Here is a 13,616-nt window from a genome sequence, read left to right as displayed (position 1 = left end):
GTCACCTTCGTTACGCAGGAATCAGAACTTGAACGCTTGTCGACCTACCAGCAACCAGTGGCCTTTCTGTTTTTGCCAAATCTGGAAGTTCTCGATTTCTGTTGGAACCACTTCGGTGCCCTTGAGCGCTTGTGCCGAGAAGTGATGGCGGACCAACGCCACGTCACCCGACACGGTGATGGTCTGGTTCTGCATCTCTAGCGTTTTGAAGGCGCTTCGCATGCAGCCGAGGAAAAAACGAACTTGTGTTGAGGGCTTATCTCGAAGTTAGAGGTCGGAACGGTGCTCCGAAAAATGAAGGTGAAAACTCTTGGCTGGGGCGAATCTGGACTCGTTGTTTTACATCGGTTGTGCGGGCTGGAATCTGCCTCGTAAGTATTGGCCGATGTTTCCTGCCCACGGCACGCATTTGCAGCGGTACGCGTCGCACCTGACGGCGGTAGAAATCAACAGCTCGTTTTATCGCCCGCATCGGCCGCAAACGTATTTACGCTGGGCGAAGTCGGTACCGGAGCCGTTTCGTTTTTCGGTCAAGGTGCCCAAGCTCATCACTCATGTTCAGCGATTGCAGGGGTGTGAGCGGCTGCTGGACGAGTTTCTTTCCCAGTGCACGGCGCTTGGCGATTCGTTGGGTTGTCTTCTGGTTCAGTTGCCGCCGTCACTGGTTTACGACGAAGGCATCGCCACCGACTTTTTCCTGGCGTTGCGGGAGCGTTATGCTGGGGTTTTGGCCCTTGAGCCTCGGCATGAAACCTGGCTGAACGCAGACGCTTTATTGATCGAGCAGCGTGTTGGGCGGGTCGCGGCGGATCCGTCGCCGATTTCAACGGGTTGGACACCGGGCGGCTGGCCTGGAATCCAATACTGGCGGCTGCATGGCTCGCCGCGTATTTATCACAGTGACTATGAGCCGGATCGATTGCAGGCGTTGGCGCAGCAAGTGCAAAACTCGGTGCGGAAGGGGATCACCACCTGGTGCATCTTCGATAACACCGCCAGCGGTTTTGCACTGGGCAATGCTCTGACGTTGCAGGCCTACATCCACGAATCAGGTATTGCTTAAGGCTCCTGGTTGCTCATAAAAAACCTAAAGAACACATCCAAAGCAAAGTCTTCATATTGCTGGTGTCGTCAGTGCGTCTCGCCATTACAATGCAACGCGTGGTAACTCATCATTTATAGGGATATTGGCAAGTGGATGACAACAGAAGGCCTATCAAGACGCGCTCTGCGGGCTGGGCAAAACGCATCACCGACATTCTGGTGAAAAGAGACATTTCCCCCAATCAGATATCCGTCGCCAGCATCGCCTTCGCGCTCGCCGGCGTCGTGGCGCTCAATATTGATAACGGTGTCATTGGGTCGATGTGCTGCGCGGTCGGCATTCAGTTGCGCCTGCTGTGCAACCTCTTCGACGGAATGGTGGCGATAGAGGGCGGCAAGAAGTCCGACATCGGCAGTCTCTACAACGAATTCCCTGACCGGATTGCCGACAGCCTGCTGATCGTTGGGCTGGGGTATGCCATTGGGCAATCTGACCTAGGCTGGTTTGCTGCCCTGGCCGCCGCACTGACGGCGTATGTCAGGGTGTTCGGCGGCTCGTTGGGTCTCAAGCAGACCTTCATGGGCCCTATGGCCAAGCAACATCGAATGGCCGTGATGACCGCAGGACTGCTGGTGAATGCCGTCGAAGCAAGCGTTTATGGCACTCACTACGTACTGTTGATCGCGCTGGCTGTCATCGCCATTGGATCAGTCGCAACCTGCGTCACGCGAACGCTGGCGATCGCCAGGCAGATGAAAGGGGCCGACCATGTGGATCAGTAATGCGCTGATTTCTGTTCTTCGACTCCTTATCGGCGTCACGGCCAGGTGGGAGAGCCCACCGGATCTCACGCGTCAGCGAATCTATTTCGCCAATCACACCAGTCACATGGACACCTTGGCAATCATTGCTGCCTTGCCGCCCGAAGCTCGGTTAAATGTGAAGCCGATTGCCGCAGCCGATTACTGGGGAAAGAACAGATTTCTGTCGTACATCTCCCAGAAAGGGCTCAATGCCGTGCTGATTGACCGTAAACCGGCGCCCGGTAAAAACGCGCTGGAGCCCATTTTTGATGTGGTGCAGGCTGGCCATTCGATCATCTTCTTTCCAGAAGGCACACGCTCATCCGAGGCACTGCCCGGGGAATTCAAATCAGGTCTTTACCGGTTGAGCGAGACCTTTCCCGATGTCGACCTGGTGCCGATCTACCTGGAAAACCTTCATCGCTCCATGCCCAAAGGCAAACACGTCCCTCTGCCGATCATCTGCACAATCCGCATCGGCAACCCGATGGAAAGGATTGCTGGCGAGGACAAACAGGCGTTCCTGGAGCGCGCGCGTGACGCCATTGTGGGGCTGTCGAAATGAGTCTTGAAGCTAAGTTTTTGTGGTTCTTTTTTGGATTGGCCTGCTTGCTGGCGATTGCTTCGCTCGCCGGTCGACTGCTGGCCATGCGCGCCAAAACAGAAGGCGCTGTCTCGACCATCGAAAACCTCAATCAGCGAGTGAATGCCTGGTGGGGGATGGTCATCATCTTCTTCGTTTCCTACCTGCTTGGCGGCAATGCAACGGTCGTCCTGTTCGGTTTCATTTCACTGTTCGCGCTCAGGGAGTTCATCACCCTGACGCCGACCAGGCTCGGTGACCATAACGCCCTGTTTACGGCGTTTTTCATCCTGATCCCGCTGCAATACATACTGATCGGTACTCACTGGTATTCGATGTTCACGCTCCTGATTCCGGTGTATTCATTCCTGCTGCTACCGGCGATTGCGGTGCTGAGCCAGGACACTGACGCCTTTCTGGAAAGGACGGCAAAGATCCAGTGGGGCGTGATGATCTGCATTTACTGCATCAGCCATGCGCCAGCGCTGTTGCTGTTGGATCTGGAAGGATTCACGGGGCAAAACGCGCTTCTGCTGTTCTACCTGGTGTTCGTCGTTCAGTTGAGTGACGTTTTGCAGTACGTGTTTGGGAAGCTCTTCGGCAAGCACAAGGTCGCGCCGCTGGTGAGTCCGTCAAAAACGGTGGAGGGGCTGGTGGGTGGAGGTCTGTCTGCAACGCTGATTGGCGGGTGCATGTTCTGGATGACCCCCTTCAGCTTCTGGCAATCACTGATGATGTCGTTCGTCATCGTGGTGATGGGTTTCCTGGGTGGGTTGGTCATGTCGGCGATCAAACGCAGTTTGAGCGCCAAGGACTGGGGGACCATGATCAAAGGCCACGGCGGCATGCTCGACCGGATGGACTCGATTTGCTTCGCCGCGCCAATCTTCTTTCACCTCACGCGATACTTCTTCTCTGCTGCTTGATCTGGGCGCAATCAAAACCGGCAAGGCATACCGCATGTCGTAAAGACATGCGCGTATGGATATTCGCTTAAATAACCGCTCGCGCCAGCCGATAGCCTCTTCAGCAAACCAATCCGCAGTTGGCATTACGCAACTGACAAACGTGCCAAGAGAGGATCCATAGAGTGTCCATAAAATTACGTTTGATTCTGCTGATTGGCACCGGCCTGCTCACCGCGTTGATCATGAGCCTGGTCAGTTATCTGGGAAACACCCAGATGGCTGCAGCGGTGAATGACAACGAGGTCAGTATGACCGCGCTGCGTAATCACCTCGAAGCCGACATGATGCACGACGCGTTACGCGCCGACGTGCTGTCCGCGATGGTGGTGGGCTTGGGCAAAAGCACCAGCAGCAAAGCCGAGGTGCGCAGTTCCATCGAGGAACATGCGGCGCACTTTCGTAACATGCTCGGTGAAAACCTCAAACTGCCGGTCAACGACACCATTAGAGCGGGCCTGAACAAGATCAAGCCAAGCCTCGACAACTACATCAGCGCAGCCGAACGGATTGTCGGGTTGGCGCTGGAAAATCCGGAGGTTGCTCAAAAAGATCTGGGCACCTTCAATACTGTGTTCAGCCAGCTGGAAGACCAGATGGCCGCCCTCAGTGAACTGATCGAAACCAACACCCAACAGACCAGCGCCGGCACTCAAAAAGTCATCAGCAACGCCAACTTCACCCTTGGCAGCGTACTCATCGCCAGCCTGTTACTGCTGCTCGCCCAAGGCCGCTGGGTGATTCTGAGCATCATGGGGCCATTGCAGACCGCCAGCCGCATCGCCAACAGCATCGCCCATGGCAACCTGAGCGAACCGATTGTCGAGCCCACTCAGCAGGACGAAGCCAGCGCCCTGATTCGCAGCCTTGCGACCATGCAGCGCGACCTGCGCGGCATGATCGAAGTCGTGCGCAGCAACGCCCACGGCGTCAGTGGCATGAGTGAGCAATTGAGCAGTGGCTGTCACGAAGTGGCCGGTAGCAGCCAGCAGCAAAGCGTAGCGGCCAGCACCATGGCCGCTGCAGCCAGCGAAATGACCGCGAGCATCGAGGAAATCACCCGGCATGCCGAGCGGGCGCTGAACATGGCCAATCAGGCCGAGGCACTGGCCAAGGATGGCGGTCGGGTGATCCATCAGGTGGTCAACGACATGGACGGTATTGCGCGTTCGGCGCAGCAATCGGCCCAGGTGATCCGCACGCTGGACAAGGAGTCCGAGGGGATTTTCAGCATCATCCAGGTGATCAAGGGCATCGCCGATCAAACCAACCTGCTGGCGCTCAACGCTGCGATCGAAGCCGCTCGCGCCGGTGAGCAAGGGCGTGGTTTTGCCGTGGTGGCCGACGAAGTACGGAGCCTGGCGGGACGCACCAGCGCCTCCACCCAGGAAATTGCCACGATGGTTTCACGCATCCAGCAAAGCACCCGCGAGGCGGTGACCAGCATGGAGGCGGGCGTGGCGCAGGTCGACAAAGGCATGGCCGTGACCGCCGACGTCGAGCGCTCCATCCGCGAAATCCTCGACGCTACGCTGAACACCACTCAGCTAGTCAATGACATCACCCGCACAATTGGTGAGCAGAGCTTGGCCAGCAACGAAATCGCCCATCAGGTGGAGATGATTGCCGGCATGTCCGAAGGCAACAGCAAGGTCATTGGCCGGACCGCCACCACCACCGACGAACTTTCCACCCTGGCGGGCAAACTCTCGCAGTCGGTGGATCGGTTTCGGCTTTGAGGCGTTAGAGGTATTTATCCGTGACGGCGCCTTCCGAGGCGCTGGACACGGTCTTCGCGTACTTGGCCAACACCCCGCGTTTGTACTTGGATTCCGGGCGCACCCAGCGGGTTTTGCGCTCGGCCAGTTCGGTGTCGGAGACATCGACCGTAATCTGCCGGGTTTCGGCGTCGATGGTGATCTTATCGCCGTCTTCAATCAGCGCGATCGGCCCGCCATCAAAGGCTTCGGGCGTGATATGCCCCACCACAAACCCATGTGAACCGCCGGAGAAGCGGCCGTCGGTGATGAGCGCAACGTCCTTGCCCAACCCCTTGCCCATGACCGCCGACGTTGGCGAAAGCATTTCGCGCATGCCAGGCCCTCCCTTGGGGCCTTCGTAGCGGATCACGATCACATCGCCGGCCTTGACTTCGCCATTGAGAATGCCGGCCAGCGCACCTTCCTCGCCGTGATACACACGAGCCGTGCCTTCAAAGCGCAGGCCTTCCTTGCCGGTGATCTTGGCCACCGCGCCGGTGGGCGAGAGGTTGCCGCGCAGCACCACCAAGTGCGAGTCCTTTTTGATCGGCTGGTCGAAGGGCAGGATCACGTCCTGACCCTCGGGGTAATCGGGCACGTTTTCCAGGTTTTCGGCCAGCGTTTTGCCGGTGACCGTCAGCGCATCGCCATGCAGCATGCCGGCGGCGAGCATGCGCTTCATCAGCGGCTGGATGCCGCCGATGGCAACCAGTTCGCTCATCATGTATTTGCCGCTGGGGCGCAGGTCGGCCACCACCGGGGAAACCTTGCCCAGCTCGACGAAATCATCCAGCGTCAGCTCGACATCCACGGCATGCGCCATGGCCAGCAGATGCAGCACGGCATTGGTCGAACCGGCGAGGGCGATCACTACCCGGATCGCATTTTCAAAAGCCTTGCGGGTCATAATGTCGCGCGGTTTGAGGTCCAGCTTCAGCAGCTCCATCACTTGCTGGCCAGCGCGGAAACTGTCCGAAGCCTTGTCGCTGCCGACGGCATCCTGCGAGCTGGAACCGGGCAGGCTCATGCCCAACGCCTCAATGGCGGACGCCATGGTGTTGGCTGTGTACATGCCGCCGCAGGAACCGGGGCCGGGAATCGCCACTTCCTCGATGTGCTTGACCTGAATTTCGCTGATATCACCCCGCGCGTGCTGACCCACGGCCTCGAACACGGAGATGATATCGGTGTGGCCGGCGCCCGGCCGGATGGTGCCGCCATAGACGAAGATGGAAGGGCGATTCAGCCGCGCCATACCGATCAGGCAGCCCGGCATGTTCTTGTCACAACCGCCTACGGTCACCAGACCGTCAAAGCCTTCGCAGCCGGCGACGACTTCAATGGAATCGGCGATCACTTCACGCGACACCAGCGAGTACTTCATGCCTTCCGTGCCGTTGGCGATGCCGTCGGAAATGGTGATGGTGTTGAAAATGACGCCCTTGGCGCCGGCAGCATTCGCGCCTTGTTCGGCTTCAATGGCCAGCTTGTCGATGTGCATGTTGCAGGGCGTGACCATCGCCCATGTGGAGGCGATGCCGATCTGCGGTTTTTTGAAGTCTTCGTCCGTGAAACCCACGGCTCGCAGCATCGCGCGGCCGGGCGCGCGTTCCACGCCGTCGACCACTTGGGAGGAATATTTGCGCAAATCGTCTTTGTCGCTCATGACTGCTCCTCACCGGCTCGTCGAGAAAATCAGGATTAGTATAGTGGACCCGGCGGCCGTGCCCGGGCTATCAAGTCGGGAACAGACGCGCGGGTTTGTCCGGTCGTGATATTCTTCGCCTCAACTTGCTTTGACCTATTCAGTTTGCGCGTCCTTGAGACGCGCCAACAGAATCACTGTCGCTCAAGTAGCTGAAGCCAATAATGATAAAAAGTCAGTTCAGTAGGGACATATAAACTGAGGTCGATGGAGACACGTCGGCCTTGTGTGCCCACCCTCCAATCGTCATGTGCGAGAACCCACGACATCCTGCCTGAATGCCGTAAACAAGGGGCTCGTAAGTGAAGATGGAAGGGCGGATGGCGTTTTATCATAGGTGCTACACATGTTTAAAAAAATGAACACGGCCCTGCTGGGGCTGGCTTTGTCGATGGGGATCACGTCCGTTCACGCGGAAGAGGCAAAGAAAGTCGATGTGCTGCTGATCGGCGGCGGCATCATGAGCGCGACCCTGGGTGTTTGGCTCAATGAGCTGGAACCCGGCACTTCGATGGAAATGATCGAGCGCCTCGACGGCGTCGCCCTGGAAAGCTCCAATGGCTGGAACAACGCCGGTACCGGTCACTCCGCGCTGGCCGAGCTGAACTACACCCCGGAAGACGACAAGGGCAACGTTCAGATCCCGAAAGCCGTTGAAATCAACGAAGCCTTCCAGATCTCCCGTCAGTTCTGGGCCTGGCAAGTTCAGCAAGGCGTGCTGAAAAACCCGCGTTCGTTCATCAACTCCACGCCGCACATGAGCTTTGTGTGGGGCGATGACAACATCAAGTTCCTGAAAAAGCGTTACGAAGCCCTGCAAGCGAGCCCGCTGTTCGCCGGCATGCAGTACTCCGAAGACCCGGCTGTGATCAAAAAGTGGGTTCCGCTGATGATGGAAGGGCGTGACCCGAGCCAGAAAATCGCGGCCACCTGGAGCCCGATCGGCACCGACGTCAACTTTGGCGAGATCACCCGCCAGTTCGTTGCGCACCTGCAAACCACGCCAAAATTCGACTTGAAACTGTCCAGCGAAGTGCAGGACATCACCAAGAACGACGACGGCAGCTGGCGCGTCAGCTACAAAAACCTGAAAGACGGCAGCAAATCCGAAACCGACGCCAAGTTCGTGTTCATCGGCGCGGGCGGCGGTGCACTGCACCTGCTGCAGAAGTCGGGCATTCCTGAAGCCAAGGAATACGCTGGCTTTCCGGTAGGCGGCTCGTTCCTCGTCACCGAAAACCCGACACTCGCCGAACAACACCTGGCCAAGGCCTACGGCAAAGCCTCCGTTGGCGCTCCGCCAATGTCGGTTCCGCACCTGGACACCCGTGTTCTGGACGGCAAGCGCGTCATTCTGTTTGGCCCATTCGCGACCTTCAGCACCAAGTTCCTCAAAGAAGGCTCGTACCTGGACCTGCTGATCACCACCACCACGCACAACGTGTGGCCAATGACCAAAGTCGGCATCAAGGAATACCCGCTGGTCGAGTACCTTGCTGGCCAACTGATGCTGTCTGACGAGGACCGCCTCAACGCGCTGAAAGAATACTTCCCAAACGCCAAGGCTGAAGACTGGCGCTTGTGGCAAGCCGGCCAGCGCGTGCAGATCATCAAGCGTGATGAAGCTGCCGGTGGCGTGCTGAAGTTGGGTACTGAAATCGTTGCTTCCGCAGACGGCACCATTGCTGGTTTGCTGGGCGCATCGCCGGGCGCTTCGACTGCTGCACCGATCATGCTGACCGTGCTGCAGAAAGTGTTCAAGGACAAGGTTGCATCGCCTGCCTGGCAGGAAAAGCTGCATCAGATCGTGCCGAGTTATGGCACTCAGCTCAATGGCAGTCCTGAGAAGGTTGCACAGGAGTGGGCTTACACCGCCAAGGTGTTGCAGCTGACTCCGCCGCCGGTGATGGGTCAGGCGGTGGCCCCGGCTGCTGCTCCGGCGGAAGCGCCTAAGGCGCCGAAGGCTAATGCTGCTCGTGATATGGCTCTGTAACTAGAGGCGTAATCGAAAGCCCACTGAACCGCGTAGCGGTCAGTGGGCTTTTTTGTGTCTGGTATTCAGCACTTGTTGGCCGCACAAATCTCAAGACTGACACCGTTCCTGTGGCGAGGAAGCTTGCTCCCGCTGGGCTGCGGAGCAGACCTGAACACGTCAGATTCACTCATCGCCGTACGTCAAATTCAGGCTTTCTATCCATTCATCTGTAGCTTCGAATCTTGCGTAATACTTCTGTTTTTCTAAATCACTCAATCGAGAGAAGAAGGGAAGGAAGTAGTTGTCATTGTAGTAACCCTGAGCGCCTTGCATATCACCTCCCCACCAGGAAGGGTTGTACCCCTCGAATGCGGTCCATGGTGGAGGCGTGGCGAATTTCTCGCCCAGAATAACACTCATAAAATCAATACTGTTCGTAACCATTCGAACAGTTGTTGAGTTAAATTCTCTCGTGGAGGAAAAAAATACTAACTGCTCATTTCTTTCATCATTTACATATTGCTTTGCAGGTAAATCATTGAACATTTTTTCAGATGTGTACTTAAAATTTGACTCAACGAGAGTCAAAAAAATATGAGTGTCTTTGTTGTCAATTAAAAATGAAGAATAAAAGGCTGGGATGCCCAGTCCTTCTAAAGACGCTACTGTTGGATACTCGGGTATCCGACTGAATATGCTTGTTGAAGAGGCAGTAAAAATGGATTTGAGTTCTGAAAGGGTATATCCGGCAATTTGCTCATCTGGCTCTTGCTTCATGAAGGATTTGAAACGACTAAAAAAACTCATCACCAGGCCTCAGTCTTGTACGTAATCAGTAAGCCAGGTAGCACCAATGTAACCCGCCGTACCGAAGATAATTCCGCCGACAGCAGCGCTAACAATTGCTCCGGGGCCCGTTTCAATACCGACAGCGGCACCTACCGCCAGACCAATCCGTCCTCCCGCGATTGCGGCGCCCCAACCTCCAGCCTGCTTGACTACTTCGACAGAGATCGGTTTGACGCTATTTTGCTTGATTGACTCATCTGTAGCCAATTTCAAGTCATAAGCGGTAAATCCAATGGCAAAAACCCTTGCCACTCTAGCGCCGTTAATCAACATGGTTGTGGCTTTATAGGATCCTGGGGTAAAGACTGCTTTAGCCGGTACTTTTTCAGCGTGAACCAATACCTCCTTATCTATGTTTTTTACCCATTCTGCAATTTGTTCGATTTGAGCTATTTTCTTAGGGGCGACTTTTTTATATTCCTCGAGGGATTTCAATATCTCTCCGGTGGTAACAAGTTTTGCGCCGGCAGCTTTTGCTTTTTCTATATCAATGTAAACAGTCTTGCCCTCGAATCGCGGCGAACCCTTTGGAAATTCAGAACTGGTAGAGAGATAGCTGGATGGATATTTTCTGCTGCTAAAAACATGCTCAGCTACTGTGGCGTTAGATTTTGGATCAATAGGTAACATGCCAAATTTTTCCGGCCATACCTCGTGTTTTATTTGAAATGCCGGAAGGTTTTTTGCAACAAGATGAGGATTATCTGGCGAAGAGTAGATTTTGCGAACCAGAAAGCCATCTTTACCTATTTCATCAACGACAACGAATAAGTGAATGTTGGCAGGCATTGAATAACCAGGCACATTTCTAACCGACCCGGCCTGTTGATTTGTAGGGACCTTACAAGAGAACTCAGTCATGCATCGCCCCACTTTTCAAGCGCGGCAACGCCCGTGGTGATTTCAAGTATTTCCTGTTTCTTTGTAGTAATTCGTGGTGTATGCCCTGATTCGTCAGAAAAACCAGTGTAAACCCGACCCGCCTCATCTTTGATGTGTTAAGGCACATGGGCAAGAGGCTGGCCGTCGCTTCCGAGAATACGAAACTGCTCATTGAATGGCTGCAACCACAGCGGCATCGGTAAAGGCGGGACGAAATCCGCTGGCGTGTGGGAATTGCCTATGATCACCGTTCCGGAGCCACTCACAACGTTATTACCATGGGCACCGACGCTGCCCACAGTTGCGGCGGGTTTGCCGTAAATCAGAACGGTAGAGGCGACCTCCCCGACAATGGGGCTGCCGCACGCACTTTTGTCGTCTTGTCGAGCAGCAGCCAAACCTTCAAAGAAAACATCGGGGGAGCCTGCGGCGATGGGATTAACCCCATGGCCGGGAAGCGGACAGCTAGTAGGGTCCGTGACTCGGGCAGCAGGTTTGCCAGCCATTTTGAACATCCTTGTAAAATGTGGAGTGGAGGATTGTTACACAAAGAATCTGCTGACAACCATGGCTATCCTTTTTAGCTCATTCGCGACCTTCAGCACCAAGTTCCTGAAAGAAGGCTCGTACCTGGACCTGCTGGCCACCACCACCACCACGCACAACGTGTGGCCAATGACCAAAGTCGGCATCAAGGAATACCCGCTGGTCGAGTACCTTGCTGGCCAACTGATGCTGTCTGACGAGGACCGCCTCAACGCGCTGAAAGAATACTTCCCAAACGCCAAGGCTGAAGACTGGCGCTTGTGGCAAGCCGGCCAGCGCGTGCAGATCATCAAGCGTGATGAAGCTGCCGGTGGCGTGCTGAAGTTGGGTACTGAAATCGTTGCTTCCGCAGACGGCACCATTGCTGGTTTGCTGGGCGCATCGCCGGGCGCTTCGACTGCTGCACCGATCATGCTGACCGTGCTGCAGAAAGTGTTCAAGGACAAGGTTGCATCGCCTGCCTGGCAGGAAAAGCTGCATCAGATCGTGCCGAGTTATGGCACTCAGCTCAATGGCAGTCCTGAGAAGGTTGCACAGGAGTGGGCTTACACCGCCAAGGTGTTGCAGCTGACTCCGCCGCCGGTGATGGGTCAGGCGGTGGCCCCGGCTGCTGCTCCGGCTGTAGCGCCTAAGGCGCCGAAGGCTAATGCTGCTCGTGATATGGCTCTGTAACTAGAGGCGTAATCGAAAGCCCACTGAACCGCGTAGCGGTCAGTGGGCTTTTTTGTGTCTGGTATTCAGCACTTGTTGGCCGCACAAATCTCAAGACTGACACCGTTCCTGTGGCGAGGAAGCTTGCTCCCGCTGGGCTGCGGAGCAGACCTGAACACGTCAGATTCACTCATCGCCGTACGTCAAATTCAGGCTTTCTATCCATTCATCTGTAGCTTCGAATCTTGCGTAATACTTCTGTTTTTCTAAATCACTCAATCGAGAGAAGAAGGGAAGGAAGTAGTTGTCATTGTAGTAACCCTGAGCGCCTTGCATATCACCTCCCCACCAGGAAGGGTTGTACCCCTCGAATGCGGTCCATGGTGGAGGCGTGGCGAATTTCTCGCCCAGAATAACACTCATAAAATCAATACTGTTTGTAACCATTCAGAAACGCAGAAGAGGGAGTCAGCAAGTAGAGCCCGGAAATGACTTCCCGGGTTTCATGCTGAGTTTGTGAACGTCAGTTGGTGACCAACAGTTCCGGGCCGAGGTAGTCGTTGATGTGGTCGATATCGTCGTCGCCCAGACTGCCCACCGAAGAGGCCAGGCGCAGGCGCGACATCAAGTAGCGCAGCTTGGCCTCGAACAGATCGTGGCGCGCAACGAAGAGCAGCTCTTCGGCATTGAGGACATCCGAGTTGGTGCTGGTGCCTCCTTCTTTGAAGCCTTTGCGTGTCGAAGTCAGCGAGCGTTCGTTGGACTCCACTGCCCTCTCCAGCGCTTGAATACGTGTGGCGCCGCTCTGTACACCGTGATACTCACGGGTGGTGCCGGAGATGACTTCCTGGCGCGTGGCGTCGAGTTCGTCCAGGGCCTTATAGCTATTGGCACTCGCCTGGCGTGTCAACGCGCTGGTGCCACCGCCGTTGTACAACGGGAAGTTTACTTCCAGCCCGATTGAGCCGTAGCGGTTGCGTTGATTGAGCTCGGAGATTGATTGGCTATCGCCCGCGGTGTAGCCGGCAACGAAATCCAGTGTCGGCCAGTGGCCGGCCCTGGCGCGCTTTACTTCTTCTTCGGCGAGGTCGCTGCTATGACGGCGCGCATGGATCAGCGGGCTGTCGCTCTGGGCTTTGACCAACCAGTCCTGCAGGTTGCTCGGTAGCAGCGGTGGCGTATTGAAACTCGGACGCAAGGTGGTCAGGGATTCGGGGGTTTCTCCGATGTGCTCCTCAAGCTTGCGGCGCGCATTGACCAGGTTGTCCTGCGCTTCGATCAGCTCAACCGCGGCGAGGTCGCGGCGAGCGACCGACTCGTCGATGTCGGTGACGGTGCCGGCCCCCAGCTCCATGCGCCGTTTCGCCGAGGCGAGTTGCTCATCGAAGGCGCTCAGCTTGGACTTGGCGAGGACGATGGTTTCGCTGGCCAAAAGCACGTCGAAATAGCTTTCGGCGAGGCGCACCGCGGCGTCCTGACTCTTGGCATCGAACACCGCGACGCTGTAGTCGGCACGCTGTTTACCTTGGCGGTACTCGGCCATTTTCTGTTTGTTGAACAGCGGCTGGCGCAAGCGCACGTTAGCGCCCTTGGAGTCGTAGTTGAGATCCCTTTCGACGCCGCTCTGGCGCTGGGTGCCATTGACCTTGTTGTCGTAGGCCGAGGCACTGATCTGCGGTAGCAGGCCGGCCTGGCCGATGGCGCGGTTTTCCAGGCCGGCCTCTTTTTCATGCACCGCCGCGCGGTAGACGGGGCCCTGGTACTGCAACAGATCCCAGGCTTGTTTGAGGTCCATGGCGCTGGCCGGGAGGGACAGCGCTAGCAGGCAGAAAATCAGGCAATGACGGTCCAT

11 protein-coding genes and 4 pseudogenes are annotated in these 13,616 nt (G+C 56.2%); 8 read left to right on the top strand and 7 right to left on the bottom strand.

Annotated features, from left to right (window positions below; all coding sequences use genetic code 11):
* Positions 1–21 precede the first annotated feature (21 nt).
* Positions 22–219 (bottom strand): annotated as a pseudogene (locus tag ACYZTU_RS17835) (nuclear transport factor 2 family protein); the annotation flags it as partial.
* A gap of 166 nt (positions 220–385) precedes the next feature.
* Here ACYZTU_RS17835 and ACYZTU_RS17830 point away from each other — a divergent pair.
* The 6 genes and pseudogenes from ACYZTU_RS17830 (at position 386) to ACYZTU_RS17805 (ending at position 5,135) form a co-directional block, all read left to right on the top strand.
* On the top strand, positions 386–1,063 hold the full coding sequence (locus tag ACYZTU_RS17830) for a DUF72 domain-containing protein (RefSeq protein WP_461971086.1): 678 nt from the start codon (positions 386–388) through the stop codon (positions 1,061–1,063).
* 131 nt (positions 1,064–1,194) lie between these two features.
* Positions 1,195–1,827, top strand: a complete 633-nt coding sequence (locus ACYZTU_RS17825; protein WP_461964545.1) for a CDP-alcohol phosphatidyltransferase family protein — start codon at positions 1,195–1,197, stop codon at positions 1,825–1,827.
* On the top strand, positions 1,814–2,413 hold the full coding sequence (locus ACYZTU_RS17820) for a lysophospholipid acyltransferase family protein (RefSeq protein ID WP_461964544.1): 600 nt from the start codon (positions 1,814–1,816) through the stop codon (positions 2,411–2,413). Before ACYZTU_RS17825 ends, ACYZTU_RS17820 begins: the two co-directional genes overlap by 14 nt.
* Positions 2,410–3,357, top strand: a complete 948-nt coding sequence (locus ACYZTU_RS17815; RefSeq protein WP_461964543.1) for a phosphatidate cytidylyltransferase — start codon at positions 2,410–2,412, stop codon at positions 3,355–3,357. Before ACYZTU_RS17820 ends, ACYZTU_RS17815 begins: the two co-directional genes overlap by 4 nt.
* Before the next feature lie 164 nt (positions 3,358–3,521).
* Positions 3,522–4,277 (top strand): annotated as a pseudogene (locus ACYZTU_RS17810) (MCP four helix bundle domain-containing protein); the annotation flags it as partial.
* Positions 4,272–5,135, top strand: coding sequence for a methyl-accepting chemotaxis protein (locus ACYZTU_RS17805; protein WP_461971084.1), 864 nt, complete (start codon positions 4,272–4,274; stop codon positions 5,133–5,135). The pseudogene ACYZTU_RS17810 and the gene ACYZTU_RS17805, both read left to right, overlap by 6 nt.
* Before the next feature lie 4 nt (positions 5,136–5,139).
* Here the strand turns inward: ACYZTU_RS17805 and ilvD are convergent, their stop codons facing one another.
* Positions 5,140–6,822 carry a dihydroxy-acid dehydratase gene (ilvD, locus tag ACYZTU_RS17800; protein ID WP_461964542.1) on the bottom strand — a complete coding sequence of 561 codons (1,683 nt, stop codon included), beginning with the start codon at positions 6,820–6,822 and terminating at the stop codon, positions 5,140–5,142.
* Between the two features lie 385 nt (positions 6,823–7,207).
* Between ilvD and mqo the strand changes: the two genes are divergently transcribed.
* Positions 7,208–8,854 (top strand): malate dehydrogenase (quinone), encoded by a 1,647-nt coding sequence (gene mqo, locus ACYZTU_RS17795; protein WP_461964541.1) that lies wholly within the window; start codon positions 7,208–7,210, stop codon positions 8,852–8,854.
* Positions 8,855–9,019: 165 nt separating this feature from the next.
* On the opposite strand, the gene ACYZTU_RS17790 is transcribed toward mqo, so the two are convergent.
* The 3 genes and pseudogenes from ACYZTU_RS17790 to ACYZTU_RS17780 all read right to left on the bottom strand — a co-directional run.
* A complete protein-coding gene (locus tag ACYZTU_RS17790) occupies positions 9,020–9,643 on the bottom strand; it encodes a hypothetical protein (RefSeq protein ID WP_461964540.1) in 624 nt (207 codons plus the stop codon).
* 9 nt (positions 9,644–9,652) lie between these two features.
* Positions 9,653–10,546 carry a glycine zipper family protein gene (locus tag ACYZTU_RS17785; protein WP_461964539.1) on the bottom strand — a complete coding sequence of 298 codons (894 nt, stop codon included), beginning with the start codon at positions 10,544–10,546 and terminating at the stop codon, positions 9,653–9,655.
* A gap of 140 nt (positions 10,547–10,686) precedes the next feature.
* Positions 10,687–11,073: pseudogene (locus ACYZTU_RS17780) on the bottom strand (PAAR domain-containing protein); the annotation flags it as partial.
* Between the two features lie 67 nt (positions 11,074–11,140).
* Between ACYZTU_RS17780 and ACYZTU_RS17775 the strand changes: the two are divergent.
* A pseudogene (locus ACYZTU_RS17775) lies at positions 11,141–11,785 on the top strand (malate:quinone oxidoreductase); the annotation flags it as partial.
* 165 nt (positions 11,786–11,950) lie between these two features.
* Here ACYZTU_RS17775 and ACYZTU_RS17770 read toward each other — a convergent pair.
* Together ACYZTU_RS17770 and ACYZTU_RS17765 are read right to left on the bottom strand one after the other, a co-directional pair.
* Positions 11,951–12,187, bottom strand: a complete 237-nt coding sequence (locus ACYZTU_RS17770) for a hypothetical protein (RefSeq protein ID WP_461964538.1) — start codon at positions 12,185–12,187, stop codon at positions 11,951–11,953.
* Positions 12,188–12,287: 100 nt separating this feature from the next.
* Positions 12,288–13,616, bottom strand: a complete 1,329-nt coding sequence (locus tag ACYZTU_RS17765) for a TolC family outer membrane protein (RefSeq protein WP_461964537.1) — start codon at positions 13,614–13,616, stop codon at positions 12,288–12,290.

This window comes from Pseudomonas sp. HLT2-19-2, assembly GCF_054898005.1.
This window is presented reverse-complemented; position numbering and strand designations above follow the sequence as displayed.